A 19,147-nucleotide genomic window follows, 5' to 3' on the forward strand; every position below is an offset into this window, starting at 1 on the left:
CTTTATCCTTGTATCTCTACTATGCAATCTTTTATTCCTTTTGGATCTAATCCTGCATCCTTATAAAGATTTGTAACATCTCCATGTGGTACAAATTCATCTTTAAATCCTAATGATCTAAATCTACCTTTAAATCCTAATTTATTTAATTCCATAAGTACATATGAACCAAATCCACCGTTTACTATATTATCTTCAATAGTAACTATATTAAATCCTTTTTGCACTAATTCATTTAGCATTTCTAAATCTAAAGGTTTTATAAATGTAGCATTAATTATAGTTGGATTATATCCAAGTTCTAATAACTTGCTTCTAGCAATTAGTGAATGCTGAACCATTTTTCCTGTAGCTATGATTGCAACATTCTCTCCATCTATAATCTTTTCCCACTTTCCACAATTTATTTCACTTACAGGTATAATTTCATCACAACAATCTGAACCTCTAGGATATCTTATAGCCACTGGTCCATTTTGATTTATAGCCCATTTCAGCATTAATGATAATTCCTCTAAGTGCTTTGGTGCTAAAACCTTTAAGTTAGGTATTTGCGAAAGATATGATAAATCAAAAACTCCTTGATGAGTTTCTCCATCTTCTCCTACTATTCCTGCCCTATCTATTGCAAAAACTACAGGTAAATTTTGTATACATACATCATGAATTATCTGATCAAATGCTCTTTGTAGGAAAGTTGAATAAACCGCAAATACAGGTTTTAATCCGGCACTTGCCATACCAGCTGCTAAAGTTGTTGCATGCTCCTCTGCTATTCCTACATCAAAAAATCTATTAGGATATTTTTTTGAAAATTCTTTTAATCCAGTTCCGTCAGGCATTGCTGCTGTTATAGCTACTACTCTATTGTCAACTTCAGCAAGTTCCATCATAGTATCTCCAAAAACTTTTGAATAAGTCTTTTTAGGATTTATATTAGTTTCTCCACTTTCTAAGTCAAAAGGTGATACTCCATGATATTTATTTGGATTTTTCTCAGCGAATTCATATCCTTTTCCTTTTTGAGTTATTACATGTATAATAACTGGACCATTAATACGCTTAGCTTTTGTTAAAACATCGTTCATCATATTAATGTCATGTCCATCTATTGGTCCTATATATTTTATTCCCATCCCTTCGAAAAACATTGATGGTACTAATAATTGCTTTATACTATCTTTAACTTTATGTATAGAATGACTTAATGCTTTTCCAACATTTGAGCCATTTAAGGTTGAATTTATGTCTTCTTTTAACTTATTATATCCAGGTCCAACTCTAAGTTTGTTTAAGTGATTTGATAATCCTCCAACATTTTTTGATATAGACATTTGATTATCATTTAACACAATAGTAAGATTTGTTTTATTAAATCCTACATCGTTAAGTGCTTCTAAAGCCATTCCCCCTGTTAATGCTCCATCACCAATAACTGCTACAACATCATAATCCTCTTTTAATACATCTCTAGCCCTTGCCATTCCTATAGCTGCTGAAATAGATGTACTACTATGCCCTGCTCCAAAAGCGTCATATTTACTTTCAGATCTTTTAGGAAATCCACACAATCCTTCATATTTTCTTAAAGTGTCAAACTTTTCTTTTCTTCCTGATAATATTTTATGTACATAAGCTTGATGTCCAACATCCCATACAATCTTGTCTTTCTCAAGATTGTATGATTTGTATAGACTTAAAGTTAATTCTACTACCCCTAAATTAGAAGATAAGTGTCCTCCCGTTTTTGAAACACTATCTATTAAAAATTCTCTAACTTCTTCGGACAATTTATATAATTCTTTACTATTTAACTTATGAATATCATCTGGAGACTTTATATTATTCAATATATTTCCCATACATACCATTCCTTTGTTTAATATTCTCTATCTAACAACTCATATGTTAATTTAATTAAATCACTAGCATCAACAGATAGAGTCTTAAGTATATCAATACAATTCTCCGTTAACTTTTTACATTCTATTTTACAATATTCTAATCCATAAAGTGATATGAAGTTTGTTTTATCATTATTCTCATCACTTAATGTATTTTTCCCTAACTTATTAACATTGCCTTCTACGTCAAGTATATCATCTTTTATTTGAAAAACTAAACCTAATTTTTGTCCAAATTCATTTAGTTTATTTTTATCATCTTCATTAGCTCCAGCAAGCATAGCCCCAACTACAACCGATGCTCTTATAAGTTCACCAGTCTTTTTTAAATGCATATAATTTAATACATCTTTTGAGACTTTCTTTCCTTCACTTACAATATCTACAACTTGGCCACCAATCATGCCTTCTGGTCCTGCAGCTTCAGCTATTTCAATTGCTGCTTTTAAAGCATTTTCTCCATTTTTAAGTGCAAAGCTCATCATTAATGACATAGCCTCATTTAATAGCGTATCACCAGCTAATATAGCTATTGCCTCACCATACTTTTTATGATTTGTTGGCATCCCTCTTCTTAAATCATCATTATCCATAGCTGGTAAATCGTCATGAATTAATGAATACGTATGTATCATCTCCATAGCTGCAGCTACAGGTAAAATATCTTTCCAATTATTCTTATACATACTATAACTTAATATCATTAATATAGGTCTAATCCTTTTACCACCTATATTTAAGCTATAGCTAGCTGAATCATATATTATCTTATTATAATTGCCTTTATCATTAAAATAATTTTTCAAATAATCATTAAGCGATTCCCTAATCTCTTTATTCTTCATCACTATTCACCGCTTCATTTTCTTCTTTAATATTTATAAATTTACCTTCTAATGTATTTAATGTTTTATATAATTTATTTATAAGCTTACTACCTTTTTCATATTCCTTCATTGATTCCTCAAGGGTAAGCTCAGAATTCTCTAAGTTTCTTAGAATATCTTCTAAGTTTTCTAACATCTCATTATAACTCTCTTTTTTTGCCATTATAAATCTCCTCCCCTTTCTGTCAAGATAAAGCTTCCTTTAACATATCCATCCCTTAAAGTAATATTAATCTCCTCTTTATCACTAAAATCCTCTACATTTTTTAAGATATTATCATTCTCATCCTTAATTATAGCATATCCTTTTCTTAATATATTTATAGGGCTACGAGCTTGAAGAATTTCATTTAAAGATATTAATTTTTGTTTTTCCTTATCTATCTTATTCTTAATACTAAAATCTAATCTTTCTTTTAAGTTTTGAACTTCTAAATATCCATTTACAATCTTATTTAAAGGGGATTTTAATCTTAATACTTCATCATAACTTTCTAAGAGATTTTTTTCTATTTCAAATTTTCTTTGCATTATTGTGTTTAGATTATATTTGTTAATTTCTATTCTCTTATATATATCTTCTTCTAAAGGAGCTACCAATTCCCCCGCCTGTGATGGCGTTGCTGCTCTTATATCTGCTACAAAATCTGATATGGTAAAATCTACTTCATGTCCAACGGCTGACACAATAGGAATATTAGAATTAAATATCGTTTTAGCTAACTCTTCTTCATTAAAGTTCCATAACTCTTCAATGGAGCCTCCACCTCTACCAATAATTATTACATCTACATTCTTTTTTCTATTAAAATACTTTATACCTTCAATTATTGTCTTGTACGCTCCATTTCCTTGAACCTGAGCTGGATAAAGCATTATATCCACTAATGTATTTCTTCTTCTAATAACATTCTTTATATCTTGTATAGCTGCTCCTGTTTCAGATGTTACTACACCTATTGATCTTATATCTCTAGGTATATCTTTTTTTAAATCTTCATCAAAATATCCTTCTTTTGCTAGTTTAGACTTTAACTTTTCAAATTTAACGTATAGTTCTCCTATACCTTCTTTTTCAATTTCATCACAATATATTTGAAATGTCCCACTAGCTGTATAAACAGAAGCTCTACCTCTTATAACAACTTCCATTCCATCTTCTAAAGGAAATCTTAAATCATAAGCTCTATTTTTAAACATTATACAGTTTATCTTGCCAGCAGAATCTTTTAACGAAAAGTATATATGTCCACTTGAATGAAGCTTTAAATTAGAAATCTCCCCTTTTACAGAGAGATTATTTAAAATAAAGTCATTATCCAATATTTTTTTTATATAGTTATTTACTTCTGATACAGATAATGTCTTAATCTTCATCTTTCTCTAATGCCTCACATGAATTTTTTATTAGTAAAGTGGTAGTTAATGCTCCTACTCCTCCTGGAACAGGTGTTACAAATGATGCTTTATCAATAACTTTATCAAAGTCTACATCTCCTGTTATTTTCCCATCAACTGAAGATGTCCCAACATCAATTACTATGGCTCCATCTTTTACAAATTCATCATCTATAAACTTAGGCTTTCCAATAGCACTAATTAATATATCGGCTTCCTTACAAACATCTTTTAAATTCTTAGTTTTCGAATGACATACTGTAACTGTACAGTTTTCATTTAATAATAATGTACTTAGAGGTTTACCTACAATATTACTTCTCCCAATTACTACAGCTCTTTTACCTTCTAAAGTAATATCTAAACTCTTTAAAATTCTTATAACTGAGTTTGGGGTACATGGAAGAAAACATTTTTCTCCCATATATAACTTTCCAACATTCTCATATGTTAAGCAATCAATATCTTTATCTGCTGAAATATTAGAAATAACTCTTTTCTCATTCATTTCTTTTGGTAAAGGTAATTGAAGTATTATTCCACTAATATCTTCTCTATTATTTAAATCTATAATCTCGTTTATTAATTCTTCTTCTGAAATAGAACTAGGGAATAATATTTTATCAAAACCAACACCTAATGACTTAGATATTTTTTCCTGATTATTTATGTAATAAATAGACCCTCCATCTTCTCCAACAAGAATAGATGCTATTTTAGGTATTATTAAATTATTAGCTTTTCTAAAATTTACAAACTCCGATATATCTAGTTTTATTTTATCAGCTATATTTTTTCCTTTAATTATTTCTCCCATATGTATACCCCTACTCACCTATTCATATAATTAAATACTTTTAAACGCTTTATCTAATACACCATTGATAAATGATACGCTCTTTTCATCAGAGTATTTTTTAGTTAACTCAATCGCTTCATTTATAGCAACTTTTTCTGGTACATCTTCAACATAAAGCATTTCACCAACAGCTAGTCTAAGTATTGTTAGGTTAACTCTTGAAATTCTATCTAATTTCCAATTCACTAATGATTCTGTAATTATTCCATCTATCTTTTCTAAATTATCAGTTACAACTTTCACTGTAGATTTAATATACTCTAAATCTATAGTTGTAAGATCCATTTCATAGTCTTCTACAAAGTTTTCTATTGTTTCTTCATATGAATTTTTACTTAATTCCATTCCGAATAATAATTCCATTGCAATTTCTCTTGATCTTTGTCTTTTCATAATTTCCTCCTAAGTACTAATGCATATATTATATCTATATAAACACTTACTTTATTAATATTATAAACTTATATTTATTAATTAAACATATGTATATTACAATATAATCTTACTTGTGTCTATAATAAATCAATTTATTAACTAAAATTTCTCTAAATAATGAGAAACCCTCTGATGATCAGAGGGTTTTACTAATCTTCTTTTAGATTTTCTTGTTCTTGCTTTGGTACATATATGTTTTGAACACTTATATTTACCGCTTCAACACTTAACCCAGTTATAGTTTCAACAGTTTTCTTTACATTTTCTTGTACACTATTAACTACATCTGGAATCTTAACTCCATACTCAACTGCTACAGATAAGTCAATAACAGCCTTGTCTTCTACTAAAGTAACTTTAACGCTTTTTCCTAAGTTATTCTTCTTACCTTTTAATATTTGTGATATGTTATTTCCAACGCCTTGTGGAAGCTCTATTATTCCATCAATTTCTTCTGCTGCTATTCCTGCAATTACACTAACAACTTCATCAGAAATCTTTACGATTCCTAATGCTGAATCAGTCTTAACATTTTCCATATTAAACCCTCCTCAAGGTTTACATTTTTGTAAAACCTCTTTTTTCTTATGTTTATTATATCAAAATACTTTTACTATTACAACGAATTATTTCTTTGTTTCTATTTGTATATCACTTAATGTTGTAATATCTTCAACTAATTGTTGTAATAAAGCAGTTTCCTCTGTAGTAGGAGTTTCCTTTACTTTAACATATACTGTAACCTTATTAGAATCTATCATACAAATAGCATCTTCATACCCTTTATTCATGATTCCCATTTCAACTCTTGATTCTTGTTCTTGAAGTTGAGCTTTTTGAATTAACGAATTATTTGCTATGTCTTTCGCCTCTTGAGAAGCACTTGCATCTTCAGTAATTGCTTTCATCTCATCTTTAATTTTTGCATCAGATTGAGCTTTTTGTGTTCTTAGGTTATAGAAATAATCTTGAGTACTCATTGTTTGTTCTTCTGTATCATTTTCTAGTAACATTGCACCTAAATCTGTTGGATCTGTTAATCCGCTTTCATTTAATTTCATTGATAATACTCCAACACATACTATCAAAGCCATAAGTGTAAAGATAATCCCAAATTGTTTTTTTGTCATTTTAAAAATCCCCCTATACATTTTTCTATTTTCTATTTTTCTATAAATTATATGCTAGTTTTCCATAGGATATACATTAACCTTGTCTAAACTTAAATTATATAAAGTAGAAACTGCAATTTGAATATCATATCTTAATTTACTATTACTTGCACCTTCTGCTACTATAATTATTCCTGTTATCTTAGGCTTATAAGTCTGTACTATAAACGGTTCATTAGTACTTCCATCAGAATACATAACAACGGTATCTCCTCCAGTTTCTTGTATTGTAGATCGTGTTCCACCTTGTGAATCCTCTTCTCTAGTTTCAGCGGTTTGTGTTGTAGAATTATACGCTGGAACCTTTACTTCTCCACTTTCAAAGTGCATCTTAACATCCACCTTCCCAACACCTTCCATCTTAGATAGTATATCTTGCAGTTCTTGCTTTTGTTCAGCTTCATAATCTAAAATTTCTTTACTTATTTCAGCTTCCTCTACAGTTACTTCTTGTGCACCTTTTGGAGTTAAACTTGATTTTTCATTGCTACTACCAGTAAAAAATGCAGTATAAGCTAACCATAGAAATGCTATAACAAGTAAAACTGCCAGTGCATTAAAAAAAGTTTTATTATTAACTATTTTCTTTAGTTCGTTATTAAGTTTCTCTTTATCCATTTACTCACTCCTCTCCACTTTATATACCTCTATTTTTTCTCTAGAAACATTAAGTTCTTCTGTCAAGTAATCGATTATTTCTTCGCTACCTTCTATCTCTTCATTTGATGACATAACTTCAGTACTTTTACTTGTATCTATCTTAATCTTCTCTATAAGTTTTATTTTGTTATCTTTTACTCCAACATTTATTTTTTCAATATTATATGTCATATTTTCTAAATCAACTGTGCATATAACATCACATTCAAATTTTTTACCATCAAACTTATCTTCTAGAAGCATTGCACAGTTTTTGTTTAAATTCTCCTTAAAAGCCTCTACCCTCGTATCATTAACTGCACTGTTATCATTTGAAATTGTCCCCTGAGATAAAATTTGTTCGTATTTCTCAATAGCTCCTATAATTTCCCCTTCCCCTTTTGTAAAAAGATAAACAATAGGATTTAACAATACAGAAACAAGGACCAAATTTAAAACAAACTTTATATATTTTTTAATAGGTTTATCTGGAGCTATCATTTCTACTGCGGTTATAAATATTATTGTTGTAACTAATGCAATTATAAAGCTTTTAATATACTCCATACACTATCCCCCTATTACAAATTTTCCTGCTTGTACCATCATTGCAATCAGTAAAAAGAACATTAAACTAACGCATAATACACAACTCATTATCAATGTTAACGATTCTCCTGCTGCCGCTATAGATTTTGTTATACGCTTGTCTGCTATTGGTTCTAAAAGAGATGCAGACAATTTGAATATTATAGATGATAAAACTATTTTTATTATCGGGTACAATATTATAAGTATAATTACTATAAGCCCTATTGATCCTATAGCATTTTTTATAATCAACGAATAACCAGCTACAGATGATATAGCATCTGAAAATGATTTCCCAACTATAGGTATAAAGTTATCAATAGCAAACTTTGTTGTTTTTAAAGTAACAGCATCAATCGTAGAAGATGTAATTCCTCTAACCGTTAACAATCCTATAAATATTGTTATTATTATTCCCTGTATCCATATTGTACTTTTTTTTGCTATATCACATAAATTACTTAACTTACTTCCATTAGTCATATTGTTTGCAAACTGCAATACAAAACTTGATAAAATAAGTGGTATTATTATATTTAAGTATAGTTGTGGAATTAAAATTGTAGCACCTAAAACTATAGGATCCATTGTAGCTGCTTGAGTTAATCCACCAGCTGCACCTAGCATCAAAACTAATACAGGTAACAATTTACTCATAAATTCCACTACATTTGTTATAACATCCTTCGCCATATCTAAAGATATCAAAAAGGTTTTTGTAAGTATTACTATCATTAAAGCATAACAGGCATAAAAAGCTACTTCAGATATTCCCTCTGAATTAAATGCTTCTTGCAGACTTTTTAGCAATGCACTAATTATTCCTATTGCAATAATCGAAAAAGATAAACCTAAAACACTTTTGACTTCCTTTAAAAGTAAGCTTACAACAGCTCCCCCTATCTTTGATAAGCTAATATTCCCTTTACCATCTTCCATATAAGCTTTAATATAACTTACTGGATCTAATTCATTCATAAGCTCTATATCACTTTTCATAGTGTTTATATAATTATATAAGCTGTCTACTTCACTTTGTATCTCATCATTACCTAGAACTGATGTTATATTATCTTCTGCAAAAGATATATTTGTCACTGAACCAAAACTGAAAAGTATTATTGAAAAAATTAAACTTAAAAATATTCTTTTTATTTTTTTATTCATATCTAACACCTACAATATCTGAAGGATTGAATTTAATACTGCCATCAGTATCGGTATAGCTAATGCTAAAATAAGTATCTTTCCAGCAAACTCAACTTTAGATGCTATACTTGTAGCACCCGCGTCTTTACATATCTCACTACAAAATGTTGAAAGATATGCAATGGCAAGTATCTTAAGAACTATTCCTATATAAACCATATCTATATTAGCTTTATCAGCAATAGTATTAATAAAATTTATTATCTCGCTTAGTTTATCTATTAGAGCTAAAAATATTATTGCTCCTGCGATAATAGCTACCAAAACTGCCAATTCTTTTTTTCTCTCACCTAGAAGCATAAATATAAATAGTGCTGCTAAAGCAAAAGAAACTACTTTTATAATCTCCATAAAATACTCCTATAAAGTAAATAGAGTCTTCACTGAATCAAATAATTTATATATTATACTTAGTACTGCTATTAAGATTATTACTATCCCTGCTAAATTAGTTAATACAGATATATCCTCTCTTCCTCCGCTTTTTAGAACCTTATCGATTATTATCAATAAGACCCCCATAGCTCCAATTTTAAATAATAAACTAAAATCCAACACCACTTTTAAATATCCCCCTTTTTATATGAAAAATATAGCTATTATTGCTCCAACACAAACACCAATACCCCTATACATTTTTCTATTAACTTTACACTCTTCCTCAGCTTCAAGGTATTTTCTTTTCAATTCTTCAGAAGTTAAATTAAAAATTTTCTCCTGCCCATAAACTCCAGATTCACCTAATGAAAAGAAGAAATCTTTAATTATATTAAAATCATCTGCCTTTAAATGAAACTCATCTTTATGGTTATTATAACTTTTATTGAATCCTTCATATACGCTATATATCTCTCCAACCTCCAGCATATCGGCTGTTTCTTTAAAAACTTTACTAAAAGGACTTTCAAGCTTATAGCTAATATTTAATAACGCTGTAGGTAACGGTGTACTAGAGTATAAGACCTCAGTATTCATAAGCATTAATGCCTTTTGGAAATCTTTAAGCTCTACGCTTCTATGTTTAAACACTTCTCCAAAATAGAATCCTATATAGATGCATGCTAGAAATACCACTAAAATAACTATAATTCTAAACATTTAATTTCACCTCTTTCTATTTTGTATATTCTTTCAATAGTACCTGCTCCTTTTCTACTACTTAATATCACTACTCTTTCTATTATTGATTCATCAATTAACTCTTTAAAAACTTTTCTACTATATATATCTTCTATGTCAAAACCATGAACTGTTACAACTATATTTACTCCTGAATTAAATGCCATATTAAGAGCTTCAACTTCTCCTAAAGTACCTATTTCATCACATATCAATACATCTGGTGACAGACTTCTTATCGCCATAATCATCCCTGTTTTTTTCAAACAGTTATCTAGTACATCCGTCCTAATACCCACATCCATCTGAGGTACTCCATTATAACAAGCTGCTACCTCACTTCTTTCATCAATAATAACAACCTTTTTTCCTTTTAACCCAAGAGAATATACTCCATTTGAGATATTCTTTGCTATATCTCTTAAGATAGTTGTTTTCCCACACTTAGGTGGAGAAACTATAAGAGTATTATAAATTCTGTCACCTCCAGTTATAATAGGCATGATTTTCTTAGCTGATCCTACAACTGCTTTAGATATACGTATATTTAATGAAGATATATTTTTTATAGTTTTAATCTCTCCATTAGAAATAACACACTCTCCAGCTATCCCAACTCTATGTCCACCTTTTATTGTTATATATCCTTGTTTTATTTCCTCTTCATAAGCATATAAAGAATAGTTTGATATCTTTACAAGTATTCCTTTAACTTCATCATTAGTTGTAACATAATTTAATACCTTCTCCTCATTTGATAATATTAATATTATTGGTTTACCAACCTTTATTCTTATCTCTTGTATAGTTCCATCGCTTATAAATTTTTTTGTTTCATTAGCAATTTTTTCAGGAAGTATTCTTATAACTTCTTCTCCATAAACCATTTTAATCACTTCCTCTTCCACCGTTCTATATAATTTTTATTTCACACACTTTATAATTATTCTTAATATAAATAAAATATGTAAAATATTTTTATTATTTAGATAACATATTTTTATAAAAAAAAGAAACTGCAAATCTTTGCAGTTTCTTTTTAATTAGCCTTATTATTACAAAATGGACATGGAATATTATTATTTTTATTTAAAGCATCCTTTTCAACAAAAAGTGGTTTTCCACAACATTTACAGCTAATCTCAATATATTCATCTTCAATATCCATTAAGTCTTCAAAAGTTACTTCTTCAAATAATTCATCTTGTATATCTGTTAAATCTTCACCTATGTATCCAACATTCTCTTCTAGAGACTCTTGTTTAACTATAACTTCTTCTACTTTATCACTTAAATTAATTAACAAATTAGAAATTTGATTGAATAACTCTTTATATTTCTCATCTTGTATACTTTCTATACTATTTTTGATATTATCTATTTCATCAAAAATCTCTCTCACTTGCTTTCACTTCCTTAAAAGTTAATACTCTTATCTAAATTATACCCTTTTTGTAAAATTTATTATCAACTTATTATTAAAAATAGATATTAAAAAATGCTAAGTTCTAAGGAACTTAGCATTAATTAAGATATTAAACTCTTTCCATGTATTCGCCAGTTCTAGTATCTACTCTTATAGTATCTCCTTCATTAACGAACATTGGAACGTTAACTACAGCTCCTGTTTCTAATATAGCTGGTTTCATAGCATTTGTTGCTGTATTACCTTTGATTCCTGGATCTGCTTGAGTTATTAATAATTCAACGAAGTTTGGTGCTTCAACTGAGAAAGCATCTCCTTTGTAGAATTTAATTATAGCAAACATGTTTTCTTTTAAGAATTTTATAGCATCTTCAACTTTTTCATAGTTTAGTGGAATTTGCTCATAAGTTTCTTGATCCATGAAGTAGTATAATTCTCCATCAGAGTATAAGTATTGCATTTCTTTTCTTTCTATTACTGCTTCTTGTAATTTAGCAGTTGGGTTGAAAGTTGTATCTGTAACTCCACCTGAAATAACGTTTCTTAACTTAGTTCTAACGAATGCAGCACCTTTACCTGGTTTTACATGAAGAAAATCGATTACTGTAAAAACTTGTCCTTCATATTCAAAAGTAGTACCTTTTCTTAAATCACCTGCTGATATCATATAAGTTCCCTCCAAATAACTTGAATTCATAATTATTATGACCGTAAAACTCGATAAATAGTCATAACTATATTGTTGCATAATGACACAACAAAAATATTCTATCAAAATTACTAAAGAAATGCAATTATTTCATAAATATCTGTTGAATTTTTAATTATTTCATCTACATATGTCCAATAAAACCTGAAAATCATTAACATTTCCATCAATTTTATAATTAATTATATTATAATTTTTTAGTAATTCTATACTATTCAATACTTCTTCCTTACTACCTGACAATAAAACTTTACCACTCCATATCTCTCCATCATCTTTTAACTCTAATACTTCTAAATTTTCTATTTCATTTAACTCTATATCAATCTCTTTAAAATTTCCTTTTACTCTAACTTCATTACTAGAAATAACTTCTGTTGTTTTGTTATCCTCATTAAAATATAAACAAATTTGTATAATAGTTATCGCAAATATAACAATATAAATAATCATTTTTCTTTTAATCATAATTATCTTTTTATCACCCTTAAAATCATATTATCTTCTATCCTCTTATACTCTTTTATATCAAACCCTTCTTCCTCAATGTTATATGCAAATTTTCTATCTTTTAAATATATTTCTCCATCGTTGTTTTGTATTGAAATATTTATATAGTAATCATCATTTATATTAATCCATTCTTTTATACTTTTTATTTTATTTTCATAGTAATATATATCATCTTCACTAAATACTTCTATATCTTTATCATAATTTATCTTATTTAAATTTAAAGGTAGTAAAATACTATTTAAAAAAATCATCAGAAATAATGCTCTTTTATTACTTCTCTCAAATTCACTAACTTTCTTTACTCTAATATTCTCTGGTAAAAAATCTTTATATTTTTGATATTTCATATTCTACCTTCTCTTTCAAATTTATAAAATTAATCTCCTTAACGACTTCATTTTCTGAAATACTTTCTATAATTATATCCTTCAAATTAATATCGACTAATAAATCTTCTCCTACTAATTCTTCAAGAAGTAACTTATGTAAAGTATCTTCTCTTTCTTCCATGGTTTTCGAGTAAATTAATATTCCACTTTGAACCCGAATAAAATATAAATAATTATTTATTTTAACTAAAGCTTTATAGGTTTTCTTATATTTAAACCTTTTCTTTATAATGCTTATTAAAGTATATTGAATAGGTTCTACACGCATCTTTTCAGCTTTATATAAAATTCTACTTACTTTATTTCTCTGTTTAATTGAATATATATATATTTTCTTTGATTTTTTATCAATAATGTAATCCACTAATGTATCTTCATCAATAATCAAATTATTTTGTATATCTTTTTCTATATCTTTATTAATATTTATATCTATCTTTTCACAAATTTTTATTAATGGATTTTCTGCTAATATTACTACTCTAATATTTTTACCACATTTACTTGTCAGACTCTCTATATCATTATCTTCATATATTTTACCTTTATAGACATACTTATTCTTTTCTATAACAACAGTATTCATAAACTCTCCTATTTATTAGTGTATGCTGTGATATATCTCGTGGGAATTAATTTAATCTTTTCAGGCTCACTTACAACCTCATATTCCAATTTTCTATATTTCCTCTCTAAATTTTTCTTATGAATCAAATATATATCCTTATCTAATAACTCTATATATAAATTATTATCATTTGATGAAGTATATATTATTTTTTCTTCTATTCCCTCTTCTTCTAGCTTTCTCATAAGCTCTATATCTAAAGAAATTTTATTTTCTGCCACTTTTATCAACTGTTCTTCTTCACTATTAAGTGTTAAAATATCTTCTTTTATCCCATAATAATTAGATTTTCTTAGGTTTACAAAGTTTTGTTTTGCATATAAGGATATAAGAACTATTAGAATGCTTATAACGATTAAAGTTTCTAATAATGCAAACCCTCTCTTTTTCTTTATATACATCTTATTCTTCTCTCTTCACTCTTTGTAATAATTTCAAAATATATAAGTTCATCTTTCTGTAAAACATTAAAGTCTTTAACATTCTTTAAAAGAACATTGTTTCCTGTGCTAGTATCTAAATCATCATTTATTAAAGTTTTAACCATTAAGTTATTATCTTTTTTATATATAATCTTTTTCTTAATACTTTTACCTTTATGAACCATTTTTGATACAATCTCAATTTTGTCCCCTTCTACATTGATAGCTATTATATAATCACTTCTAAGAATATTATCGATATTTATAAGACAATTATCCAAATTATCTAATTCCGTGCTTTTATTTATATATAGAACGTATTCTTTAGTAGCAGAAATAATTATATTAAAAGATACCGTTGTTATTATAGTAAAAATACCTAAAGAAACTAATAGTTCTATTAATGTAAATCCTCTTTTATTCTTTTTTTCTTTCAATAAACTACCTCCACTTTATAAACTCCCTTTCTTCTGTGAACCCATCTTCATAAATTGAAATTTTAACATTTAAGCTATCATCACTATTATCAGAAAATGAAATAGTGATTCCATTACCTTTATCCACTTCAAATAAACCTTTACATTTTAAATCCTCTAATATATTATCATAATTTTTCAATTCTATTTTGTTAGCATTACTTTGTGAAATAATATTTTCCTTAGTACAGTTATACTTTAATTCATTCATAATACAGTATGTTATTCTACTCAATTTTTCTTTCGTTTTTCTACTAGTAAGATTAATATTATAATCTTTAACTAACGCTACAAATAATGTTATAACAATCATTAAAATCATCAAACTTACTATAGTTTCAATCAAAGTAACACCTTTTCTTTTCATTTATCCACCTTTATTAATAAATATTTACTAAATCTATCCCAACTGAAATTGTTACTTCATGATATTCTCCAGTTAAACTTTTAAAAATTATAGAATTGCTAGAAACTACCCCTTTACTACTTACAGGTATTTTAAAATCAGATACAAATTTATATCCCTTTGGTAAAGTTACCTTCGCAATTATATTCTTTGTAATTTCATTTTTTGTATCTATAAAAAGTATTTCTCCACTTAAAGTATTTATCTCTAATCTGCCAGTATTTCCAGTATTATAGCTATAGTGTTTAGCAAAACTAATTATATTAGCTATATCATTCTTTAAACTTTTTGATGTAATAGTATCAATAAGTTTATATGTTGACTTACCATTTATAAATATCGGCATAATTACTAATAATATTGCTATTACAACTATAACCTCTATCAATGTATATCCTCTTTTTCTCATACTTCTATCCAATCAACCCTTCAAAAACAGGTAGTATAACTATTAAAATAAAGCTTATCACTAATCCTCCTATAAATACTATTGTTATTGGTTGTATAAGCTCTAGTATCCTATTAAGTTCAGTATTTAATCTATCAAAAAGTTCATCTTCTAATGTAGTCAATACAGTTTCAAGGTTCCCACACTCTTCTCCTAATCTTATATGTGCTAATGTATACCTAGTAAATCCAGAAGTCCCCTCTAAAGCTAACGTTAACGACTTACCTTCTAAAATTGCTAAATTAATAAATTTAAAATCTTCTTTTATTCCACCTAATAAATCTATATCCATACAACGTTCTAATCCTATAGATAAACTAATACCACTTTTAACAATTATAGAAAGTAAAACTACGGAAACATATTCTTTAAATCTTCTTATTAAAGGAGTTTTATATATAATATTAGCTAAATTATTTCTGAAGTAAAAAATAACTGTAGCCGGTGCAAGTACACCCCAAAAAGAGAAAAATACTATAAATAAGATTGGTGATTTATCAATAAATTTTTTTAATAAAATAGAAAGTTCTATTACTTTTGGTATTTCCTTTTCCATAGAAATAAAGATATCTTGGAAAGTCGGTATTACAACCATTACAAAAAAACATACTAATAAAATTGTTATAAACACTAATATAGCTGGATACGTTAAAGAGCTTTTTAATCTTCTTTTCATCAAATTCACCTTTTTGTAATATACATATAACCCATTTAAAACATCGCCTAATCTCCCTGTCTCTTCCCCTACTTTTAACATAGATAAAAAGAATTTTGGATATAATCTATCATATTTGCTAAAAGAATAATATAATCCTTCACCCTTCCCTAAGTCTCCTCGTATATCTGTAATGCTTTTCTTATATTCTTTTGTTAAAGGTAATTCTTCCATCAATTCAAAAGAATTAAATAAAGGTATTCCAGATTTATATAGATTATATAAATTTTCTATAACTATCTGTAAATCTCTATGTTTTGTGTTTAGGAGTGTATTTATCCTCATTGTCAAACTCAATCTCCTCTACTTCTAAAAACAGATTATAATCATTACAACTAATTAGCCCATCTTTTAAAAGTTCCTTCAAATTGTCTACCATCTCTTTATTACTTAGTAATCTATCATCTTCATTTAGATTAACTAATTTCCGTTTATTTTCTTTATTCATATGATGTATAGCTGCTACTAATGCTCTTCCTCTATACCCTGTAAAATTACACCTACTGCATCCTCGTTTTTTATATACATTGATTTTTTTGCCTTCACTCTCAATTTCACCTTCTAATACTTTACAATCATCGCAAAGTATCCTTATTAGACGTTGTGAAATAATTCCTACTAAAGAATCTTTTATAATATAATTCTTTACTCCCATATCTTCTAATCTAAAGAAAACCTCTCTTGCTGTTTTAGTATGTATAGTCGAATATACCTTATGTCCTGTTATTGCAGCAGTAGCAGATATTACAGCAGTCTCATCATCCCTAATTTCACCAACCATTATTATATCTGGATCTTGCCTTAATGTGCTTCTTAAAGCCTCTGCAAAATTCAAGTCAATAGTCTTGTTTAGAGCAATTTGATTTATACCTTGCATAACAACTTCTACGGGATCTTCAAGAGTCGTTATGTTTACCTCTTCTGTATTTACCTCTTGTAATATTGTATATAATGTTGTTGATTTGCCAGATCCTGTTGGTCCGTTAACTAACACAAGTCCATTGCTCACTTTTATTATTTCTTTAATCTTCTTCATTTGATTTTTAGTTAATCTTAAACTTTCCAATTTATAATTAAAAACCTGCCCATATAATATTCTTACTACAAGTTTTTCTCCAAATATTGTGTTAGTAAATGAAAGTCTTAAATCATAATTTTTATCCATTTCTTTAAAAGTAAGTTTACCATCCTGTGGTCGTCTTTTTTCTGTAATATCTAAATTACTTTTAACCTTTAACTTAGATATTATCTTTAAATGTTCTTCTAATGTTAAAATATTGGTAATAACAAGCTTACCATCTATTCTCATTCTAACTACTGTAAATTTCTCTCTTGGTTCAAAATGTATATCTGATGCATTTAATTCTATAGATTTTCTTATTATTATCTCTTCTACATCATCTTCTAAACCTACATATAATCTTTCTATCATTCCAAAAAGAGTATTTTCATCTATTTCTTTTATCTCTAATTCTTTATCAAAAATAAATTTCAATTCATTTTTAATGTTTAGGTTTACATTAGAAGCAATAATATATATTTTTTCACCTTCATTCCTATAAGGAATAGCCTTAAGTCTCTTTGCATCGTCTTTTGTTATTTTTCTTAAAATTTTAATATTAATTTTTTCAAAGTCTATCAACATCTTTTCACCCTTTAAAGTAATTTCCAATTTATTACTTCTTTAATCATTACTTTTAATATTAAAAGTAAAAAAATAAAGATTTCAGACTTTAAAGTCTAAAATCCCTTAATTCATATTAATGAAAGTATATTTCCCTTTACTTTTTGATATTAAATTTACAGTTCCATCAGAATAACTGTATATATTTTGTTCATTATAATCTTCATTACTTCCCATAAACAATAATTCACCCTTTGGACTTACAGATAAACCTTTTTCTAAATTAATCATAAGCGGAAAATCATATACTACCCTATGTAAATCATTACCTAAAATTTCATAAATAGAATATACATCATCTTTTACTTTTCCTAATATGTATATATTTTCATCTATTTTTATTATATCTTTTATATCTATTATTTTTTCAGTAATTTCTTCAAAGCTATTATTTTTTTCTAAGGAAATTAATATTTTCCTATTTTCCATATTATCTTCTATAAACACAACTTCATCGTCTATAGCCTTTAAAAATGAAACATATCCCTTATTTATTTCATATACTAGCTCTTCTGTTTTATTTGATAAGTCATACGTAAAAATTCCACTTTTTTTATCTTCATTTCTTATTCCATAATAAATAAGTGTATTATCTGCTACCCAATCAGCAAATTGACCTGAAATCATAACCTTATTATCAATAATTACTTCTGTTTCATTTTCCAAATCAATAACTTTTGGTTCTAATATTCCATTATCGCAAAAATAAAATATATATTTTCCATCATTAGATAACTTAGGTGATTTTATCTTATTATCATTAATTTTAATATTTTTACCTAAGTACTTAATAAATACATCATCATCTTGGATAAAAATATAATTTCCACTTTCACTATTATATGAAATCACCAACTCGTCTGTATCTATCTTTTCATAGATATTATCTTCATTTAAAGAATATATACTATTACTTTCCAAGTTCCTATAAGCACCTTGACTTAATGTAATTCTCTCTTTTTCTTCTCCTGTTTCCCTTTCCTTTTCTTTCTCTGCACACCCAAACATTAGCATAATTATAGATATAACTATTACTACAAACTTTAAATTATTACTTTTCACTTTCATCTTTACCTCATTTACTTATAAACTATCCCCCACATTTAAGTTATATC

The 19,147-nt window shown here is 27.4% G+C and carries 27 protein-coding genes; all 27 read right to left on the reverse strand.

Translation table 11 applies throughout. The features are described 5' to 3' along the window. Positions 1-2: 2 nt before the first annotated feature. Positions 3-1,862 (reverse strand): 1-deoxy-D-xylulose-5-phosphate synthase, encoded by a 1,860-nt coding sequence (gene dxs, locus ARA56_RS08790; protein ID WP_055265816.1) that lies wholly within the window; start codon positions 1,860-1,862, stop codon positions 3-5. Between the two features lie 17 nt (positions 1,863-1,879). Next, positions 1,880-2,749, reverse strand: coding sequence for a polyprenyl synthetase family protein (locus ARA56_RS08795; RefSeq protein ID WP_055265818.1), 870 nt, complete (start codon positions 2,747-2,749; stop codon positions 1,880-1,882). After that, entirely contained in the window at positions 2,739-2,954 is a 216-nt protein-coding gene (gene xseB / locus ARA56_RS08800; protein ID WP_055265820.1) for an exodeoxyribonuclease VII small subunit, read from the reverse strand. The genes ARA56_RS08795 and xseB overlap by 11 nt, the downstream gene beginning before the upstream one ends. Next, positions 2,954-4,168 carry an exodeoxyribonuclease VII large subunit gene (gene xseA / locus ARA56_RS08805; protein WP_055265822.1) on the reverse strand — a complete coding sequence of 405 codons (1,215 nt, stop codon included), beginning with the start codon at positions 4,166-4,168 and terminating at the stop codon, positions 2,954-2,956. The genes xseB and xseA overlap by 1 nt, the downstream gene beginning before the upstream one ends. After that, positions 4,158-5,006, reverse strand: coding sequence for a tetrahydrofolate dehydrogenase/cyclohydrolase catalytic domain-containing protein (locus ARA56_RS08810; RefSeq protein ID WP_055265824.1), 849 nt, complete (start codon positions 5,004-5,006; stop codon positions 4,158-4,160). The genes xseA and ARA56_RS08810 overlap by 11 nt, the downstream gene beginning before the upstream one ends. Before the next feature lie 30 nt (positions 5,007-5,036). Next, a complete protein-coding gene (gene nusB / locus ARA56_RS08815; RefSeq protein ID WP_055265826.1) occupies positions 5,037-5,441 on the reverse strand; it encodes a transcription antitermination factor NusB in 405 nt (134 codons plus the stop codon). Between the two features lie 191 nt (positions 5,442-5,632). Continuing rightward, positions 5,633-6,022, reverse strand: a complete 390-nt coding sequence (locus ARA56_RS08820) for an Asp23/Gls24 family envelope stress response protein (protein WP_055265828.1) — start codon at positions 6,020-6,022, stop codon at positions 5,633-5,635. A gap of 87 nt (positions 6,023-6,109) precedes the next feature. Next, complete coding sequence (locus ARA56_RS08825; RefSeq protein ID WP_055265830.1) at positions 6,110-6,613, reverse strand: SpoIIIAH-like family protein; 504 nt, start codon at positions 6,611-6,613, stop codon at positions 6,110-6,112. A 54-nt stretch (positions 6,614-6,667) separates the two neighbouring features. After that, complete coding sequence (gene spoIIIAG, locus ARA56_RS08830; RefSeq protein ID WP_055265832.1) at positions 6,668-7,273, reverse strand: stage III sporulation protein AG; 606 nt, start codon at positions 7,271-7,273, stop codon at positions 6,668-6,670. Further along, positions 7,274-7,861: a stage III sporulation protein AF gene (locus ARA56_RS08835; RefSeq protein WP_055265834.1), complete on the reverse strand. Its 588-nt coding sequence runs from the start codon at positions 7,859-7,861 to the stop codon at positions 7,274-7,276. 3 nt (positions 7,862-7,864) lie between these two features. Then, positions 7,865-9,052 carry a stage III sporulation protein AE gene (gene spoIIIAE / locus ARA56_RS08840; protein WP_055265836.1) on the reverse strand — a complete coding sequence of 396 codons (1,188 nt, stop codon included), beginning with the start codon at positions 9,050-9,052 and terminating at the stop codon, positions 7,865-7,867. Positions 9,053-9,061: 9 nt separating this feature from the next. Then, on the reverse strand, positions 9,062-9,445 hold the full coding sequence (gene spoIIIAD / locus ARA56_RS08845) for a stage III sporulation protein AD (protein WP_055265838.1): 384 nt from the start codon (positions 9,443-9,445) through the stop codon (positions 9,062-9,064). A gap of 9 nt (positions 9,446-9,454) precedes the next feature. Next, positions 9,455-9,652: a stage III sporulation protein AC gene (spoIIIAC, locus tag ARA56_RS08850; protein WP_055265996.1), complete on the reverse strand. Its 198-nt coding sequence runs from the start codon at positions 9,650-9,652 to the stop codon at positions 9,455-9,457. Between the two features lie 21 nt (positions 9,653-9,673). After that, entirely contained in the window at positions 9,674-10,192 is a 519-nt protein-coding gene (spoIIIAB, locus tag ARA56_RS08855) for a stage III sporulation protein SpoIIIAB (protein ID WP_055265840.1), read from the reverse strand. Then, on the reverse strand, positions 10,177-11,100 hold the full coding sequence (gene spoIIIAA / locus ARA56_RS08860) for a stage III sporulation protein AA (RefSeq protein ID WP_055265842.1): 924 nt from the start codon (positions 11,098-11,100) through the stop codon (positions 10,177-10,179). Before spoIIIAA ends, spoIIIAB begins: the two co-directional genes overlap by 16 nt. Positions 11,101-11,252: 152 nt before the next feature. Continuing rightward, the gene (locus ARA56_RS08865; RefSeq protein WP_055265844.1) at positions 11,253-11,615 is read right to left on the reverse strand and encodes a CD1247 N-terminal domain-containing protein; all 363 of its coding nucleotides are present in this window, start codon (positions 11,613-11,615) and stop codon (positions 11,253-11,255) included. A gap of 133 nt (positions 11,616-11,748) precedes the next feature. Then, on the reverse strand, positions 11,749-12,306 hold the full coding sequence (gene efp, locus ARA56_RS08870; protein ID WP_055265846.1) for an elongation factor P: 558 nt from the start codon (positions 12,304-12,306) through the stop codon (positions 11,749-11,751). A 162-nt stretch (positions 12,307-12,468) separates the two neighbouring features. Then, positions 12,469-12,816, reverse strand: a complete 348-nt coding sequence (locus ARA56_RS08875) for a hypothetical protein (protein ID WP_055265848.1) — start codon at positions 12,814-12,816, stop codon at positions 12,469-12,471. Positions 12,817-12,818: 2 nt separating this feature from the next. After that, on the reverse strand, positions 12,819-13,211 hold the full coding sequence (locus ARA56_RS08880) for a hypothetical protein (protein WP_055265852.1): 393 nt from the start codon (positions 13,209-13,211) through the stop codon (positions 12,819-12,821). Then, the gene (locus ARA56_RS08885) at positions 13,192-13,839 is read right to left on the reverse strand and encodes a hypothetical protein (RefSeq protein WP_055265854.1); all 648 of its coding nucleotides are present in this window, start codon (positions 13,837-13,839) and stop codon (positions 13,192-13,194) included. Before ARA56_RS08885 ends, ARA56_RS08880 begins: the two co-directional genes overlap by 20 nt. 8 nt (positions 13,840-13,847) lie before the next feature. Beyond that, positions 13,848-14,282, reverse strand: a complete 435-nt coding sequence (locus tag ARA56_RS08890; protein WP_055265856.1) for a prepilin-type N-terminal cleavage/methylation domain-containing protein — start codon at positions 14,280-14,282, stop codon at positions 13,848-13,850. Next, on the reverse strand, positions 14,273-14,740 hold the full coding sequence (locus tag ARA56_RS08895) for a type II secretion system protein (protein WP_055265858.1): 468 nt from the start codon (positions 14,738-14,740) through the stop codon (positions 14,273-14,275). The genes ARA56_RS08890 and ARA56_RS08895 overlap by 10 nt, the downstream gene beginning before the upstream one ends. Before the next feature lie 4 nt (positions 14,741-14,744). Continuing rightward, entirely contained in the window at positions 14,745-15,146 is a 402-nt protein-coding gene (locus ARA56_RS08900) for a type IV pilus modification PilV family protein (protein WP_055265860.1), read from the reverse strand. A gap of 13 nt (positions 15,147-15,159) precedes the next feature. Continuing rightward, positions 15,160-15,606 carry a type II secretion system protein gene (locus ARA56_RS08905; RefSeq protein ID WP_055265862.1) on the reverse strand — a complete coding sequence of 149 codons (447 nt, stop codon included), beginning with the start codon at positions 15,604-15,606 and terminating at the stop codon, positions 15,160-15,162. Continuing rightward, on the reverse strand, positions 15,599-16,633 hold the full coding sequence (locus ARA56_RS08910) for a type II secretion system F family protein (protein WP_055265864.1): 1,035 nt from the start codon (positions 16,631-16,633) through the stop codon (positions 15,599-15,601). Before ARA56_RS08910 ends, ARA56_RS08905 begins: the two co-directional genes overlap by 8 nt. Further along, a complete protein-coding gene (locus ARA56_RS08915) occupies positions 16,599-18,020 on the reverse strand; it encodes a GspE/PulE family protein (protein WP_231071617.1) in 1,422 nt (473 codons plus the stop codon). The genes ARA56_RS08910 and ARA56_RS08915 overlap by 35 nt, the downstream gene beginning before the upstream one ends. 78 nt (positions 18,021-18,098) lie before the next feature. Continuing rightward, positions 18,099-19,100 (reverse strand): hypothetical protein, encoded by a 1,002-nt coding sequence (locus tag ARA56_RS08920; protein WP_055265866.1) that lies wholly within the window; start codon positions 19,098-19,100, stop codon positions 18,099-18,101. Between the last annotated feature and the right edge of the window lie 47 nt (positions 19,101-19,147).

The sequence above is a fragment of the Clostridium disporicum genome (assembly GCF_001405015.1).
Classification (GTDB): Bacteria; Bacillota; Clostridia; order Clostridiales; family Clostridiaceae; genus Clostridium; species Clostridium disporicum_B.

Excerpts from the sequence above, each read along its gene's own strand:
- ARA56_RS08835 (WP_055265834.1), bottom strand. The coding sequence starts at position 7,861 with ATGGAGTATATTAAAAGCTTTATAATTGCATTAGTTACAACAATAATA.
- efp (WP_055265846.1), bottom strand. The coding sequence starts at position 12,306 with ATGATATCAGCAGGTGATTTAAGAAAAGGTACTACTTTTGAATATGAA.
- xseA (WP_055265822.1), bottom strand. The coding sequence starts at position 4,168 with ATGAAGATTAAGACATTATCTGTATCAGAAGTAAATAACTATATAAAA.
- spoIIIAA (WP_055265842.1), bottom strand. The coding sequence starts at position 11,100 with ATGGTTTATGGAGAAGAAGTTATAAGAATACTTCCTGAAAAAATTGCT.
- ARA56_RS08820 (WP_055265828.1), bottom strand. The coding sequence starts at position 6,022 with ATGGAAAATGTTAAGACTGATTCAGCATTAGGAATCGTAAAGATTTCT.
- ARA56_RS08885 (WP_055265854.1), bottom strand. The coding sequence starts at position 13,839 with ATGAATACTGTTGTTATAGAAAAGAATAAGTATGTCTATAAAGGTAAA.
- spoIIIAG (WP_055265832.1), bottom strand. The coding sequence starts at position 7,273 with ATGGATAAAGAGAAACTTAATAACGAACTAAAGAAAATAGTTAATAAT.
- ARA56_RS08825 (WP_055265830.1), bottom strand. The coding sequence starts at position 6,613 with ATGACAAAAAAACAATTTGGGATTATCTTTACACTTATGGCTTTGATA.
- spoIIIAD (WP_055265838.1), bottom strand. The coding sequence starts at position 9,445 with ATGGAGATTATAAAAGTAGTTTCTTTTGCTTTAGCAGCACTATTTATA.
- spoIIIAB (WP_055265840.1), bottom strand. The coding sequence starts at position 10,192 with ATGTTTAGAATTATAGTTATTTTAGTGGTATTTCTAGCATGCATCTAT.
- ARA56_RS08890 (WP_055265856.1), bottom strand. The coding sequence starts at position 14,282 with ATGTATATAAAGAAAAAGAGAGGGTTTGCATTATTAGAAACTTTAATC.
- xseB (WP_055265820.1), bottom strand. The coding sequence starts at position 2,954 with ATGGCAAAAAAAGAGAGTTATAATGAGATGTTAGAAAACTTAGAAGAT.
- ARA56_RS08920 (WP_055265866.1), bottom strand. The coding sequence starts at position 19,100 with ATGAAAGTGAAAAGTAATAATTTAAAGTTTGTAGTAATAGTTATATCT.
- dxs (WP_055265816.1), bottom strand. The coding sequence starts at position 1,862 with ATGGGAAATATATTGAATAATATAAAGTCTCCAGATGATATTCATAAG.
- ARA56_RS08880 (WP_055265852.1), bottom strand. The coding sequence starts at position 13,211 with ATGAAATATCAAAAATATAAAGATTTTTTACCAGAGAATATTAGAGTA.
- ARA56_RS08875 (WP_055265848.1), bottom strand. The coding sequence starts at position 12,816 with ATGATTAAAAGAAAAATGATTATTTATATTGTTATATTTGCGATAACT.
- nusB (WP_055265826.1), bottom strand. The coding sequence starts at position 5,441 with ATGAAAAGACAAAGATCAAGAGAAATTGCAATGGAATTATTATTCGGA.
- ARA56_RS08900 (WP_055265860.1), bottom strand. The coding sequence starts at position 15,146 with ATGAAAAGAAAAGGTGTTACTTTGATTGAAACTATAGTAAGTTTGATG.
- ARA56_RS08910 (WP_055265864.1), bottom strand. The coding sequence starts at position 16,633 with ATGAGGATAAATACACTCCTAAACACAAAACATAGAGATTTACAGATA.
- ARA56_RS08795 (WP_055265818.1), bottom strand. The coding sequence starts at position 2,749 with ATGAAGAATAAAGAGATTAGGGAATCGCTTAATGATTATTTGAAAAAT.
- spoIIIAE (WP_055265836.1), bottom strand. The coding sequence starts at position 9,052 with ATGAATAAAAAAATAAAAAGAATATTTTTAAGTTTAATTTTTTCAATA.
- ARA56_RS08810 (WP_055265824.1), bottom strand. The coding sequence starts at position 5,006 with ATGGGAGAAATAATTAAAGGAAAAAATATAGCTGATAAAATAAAACTA.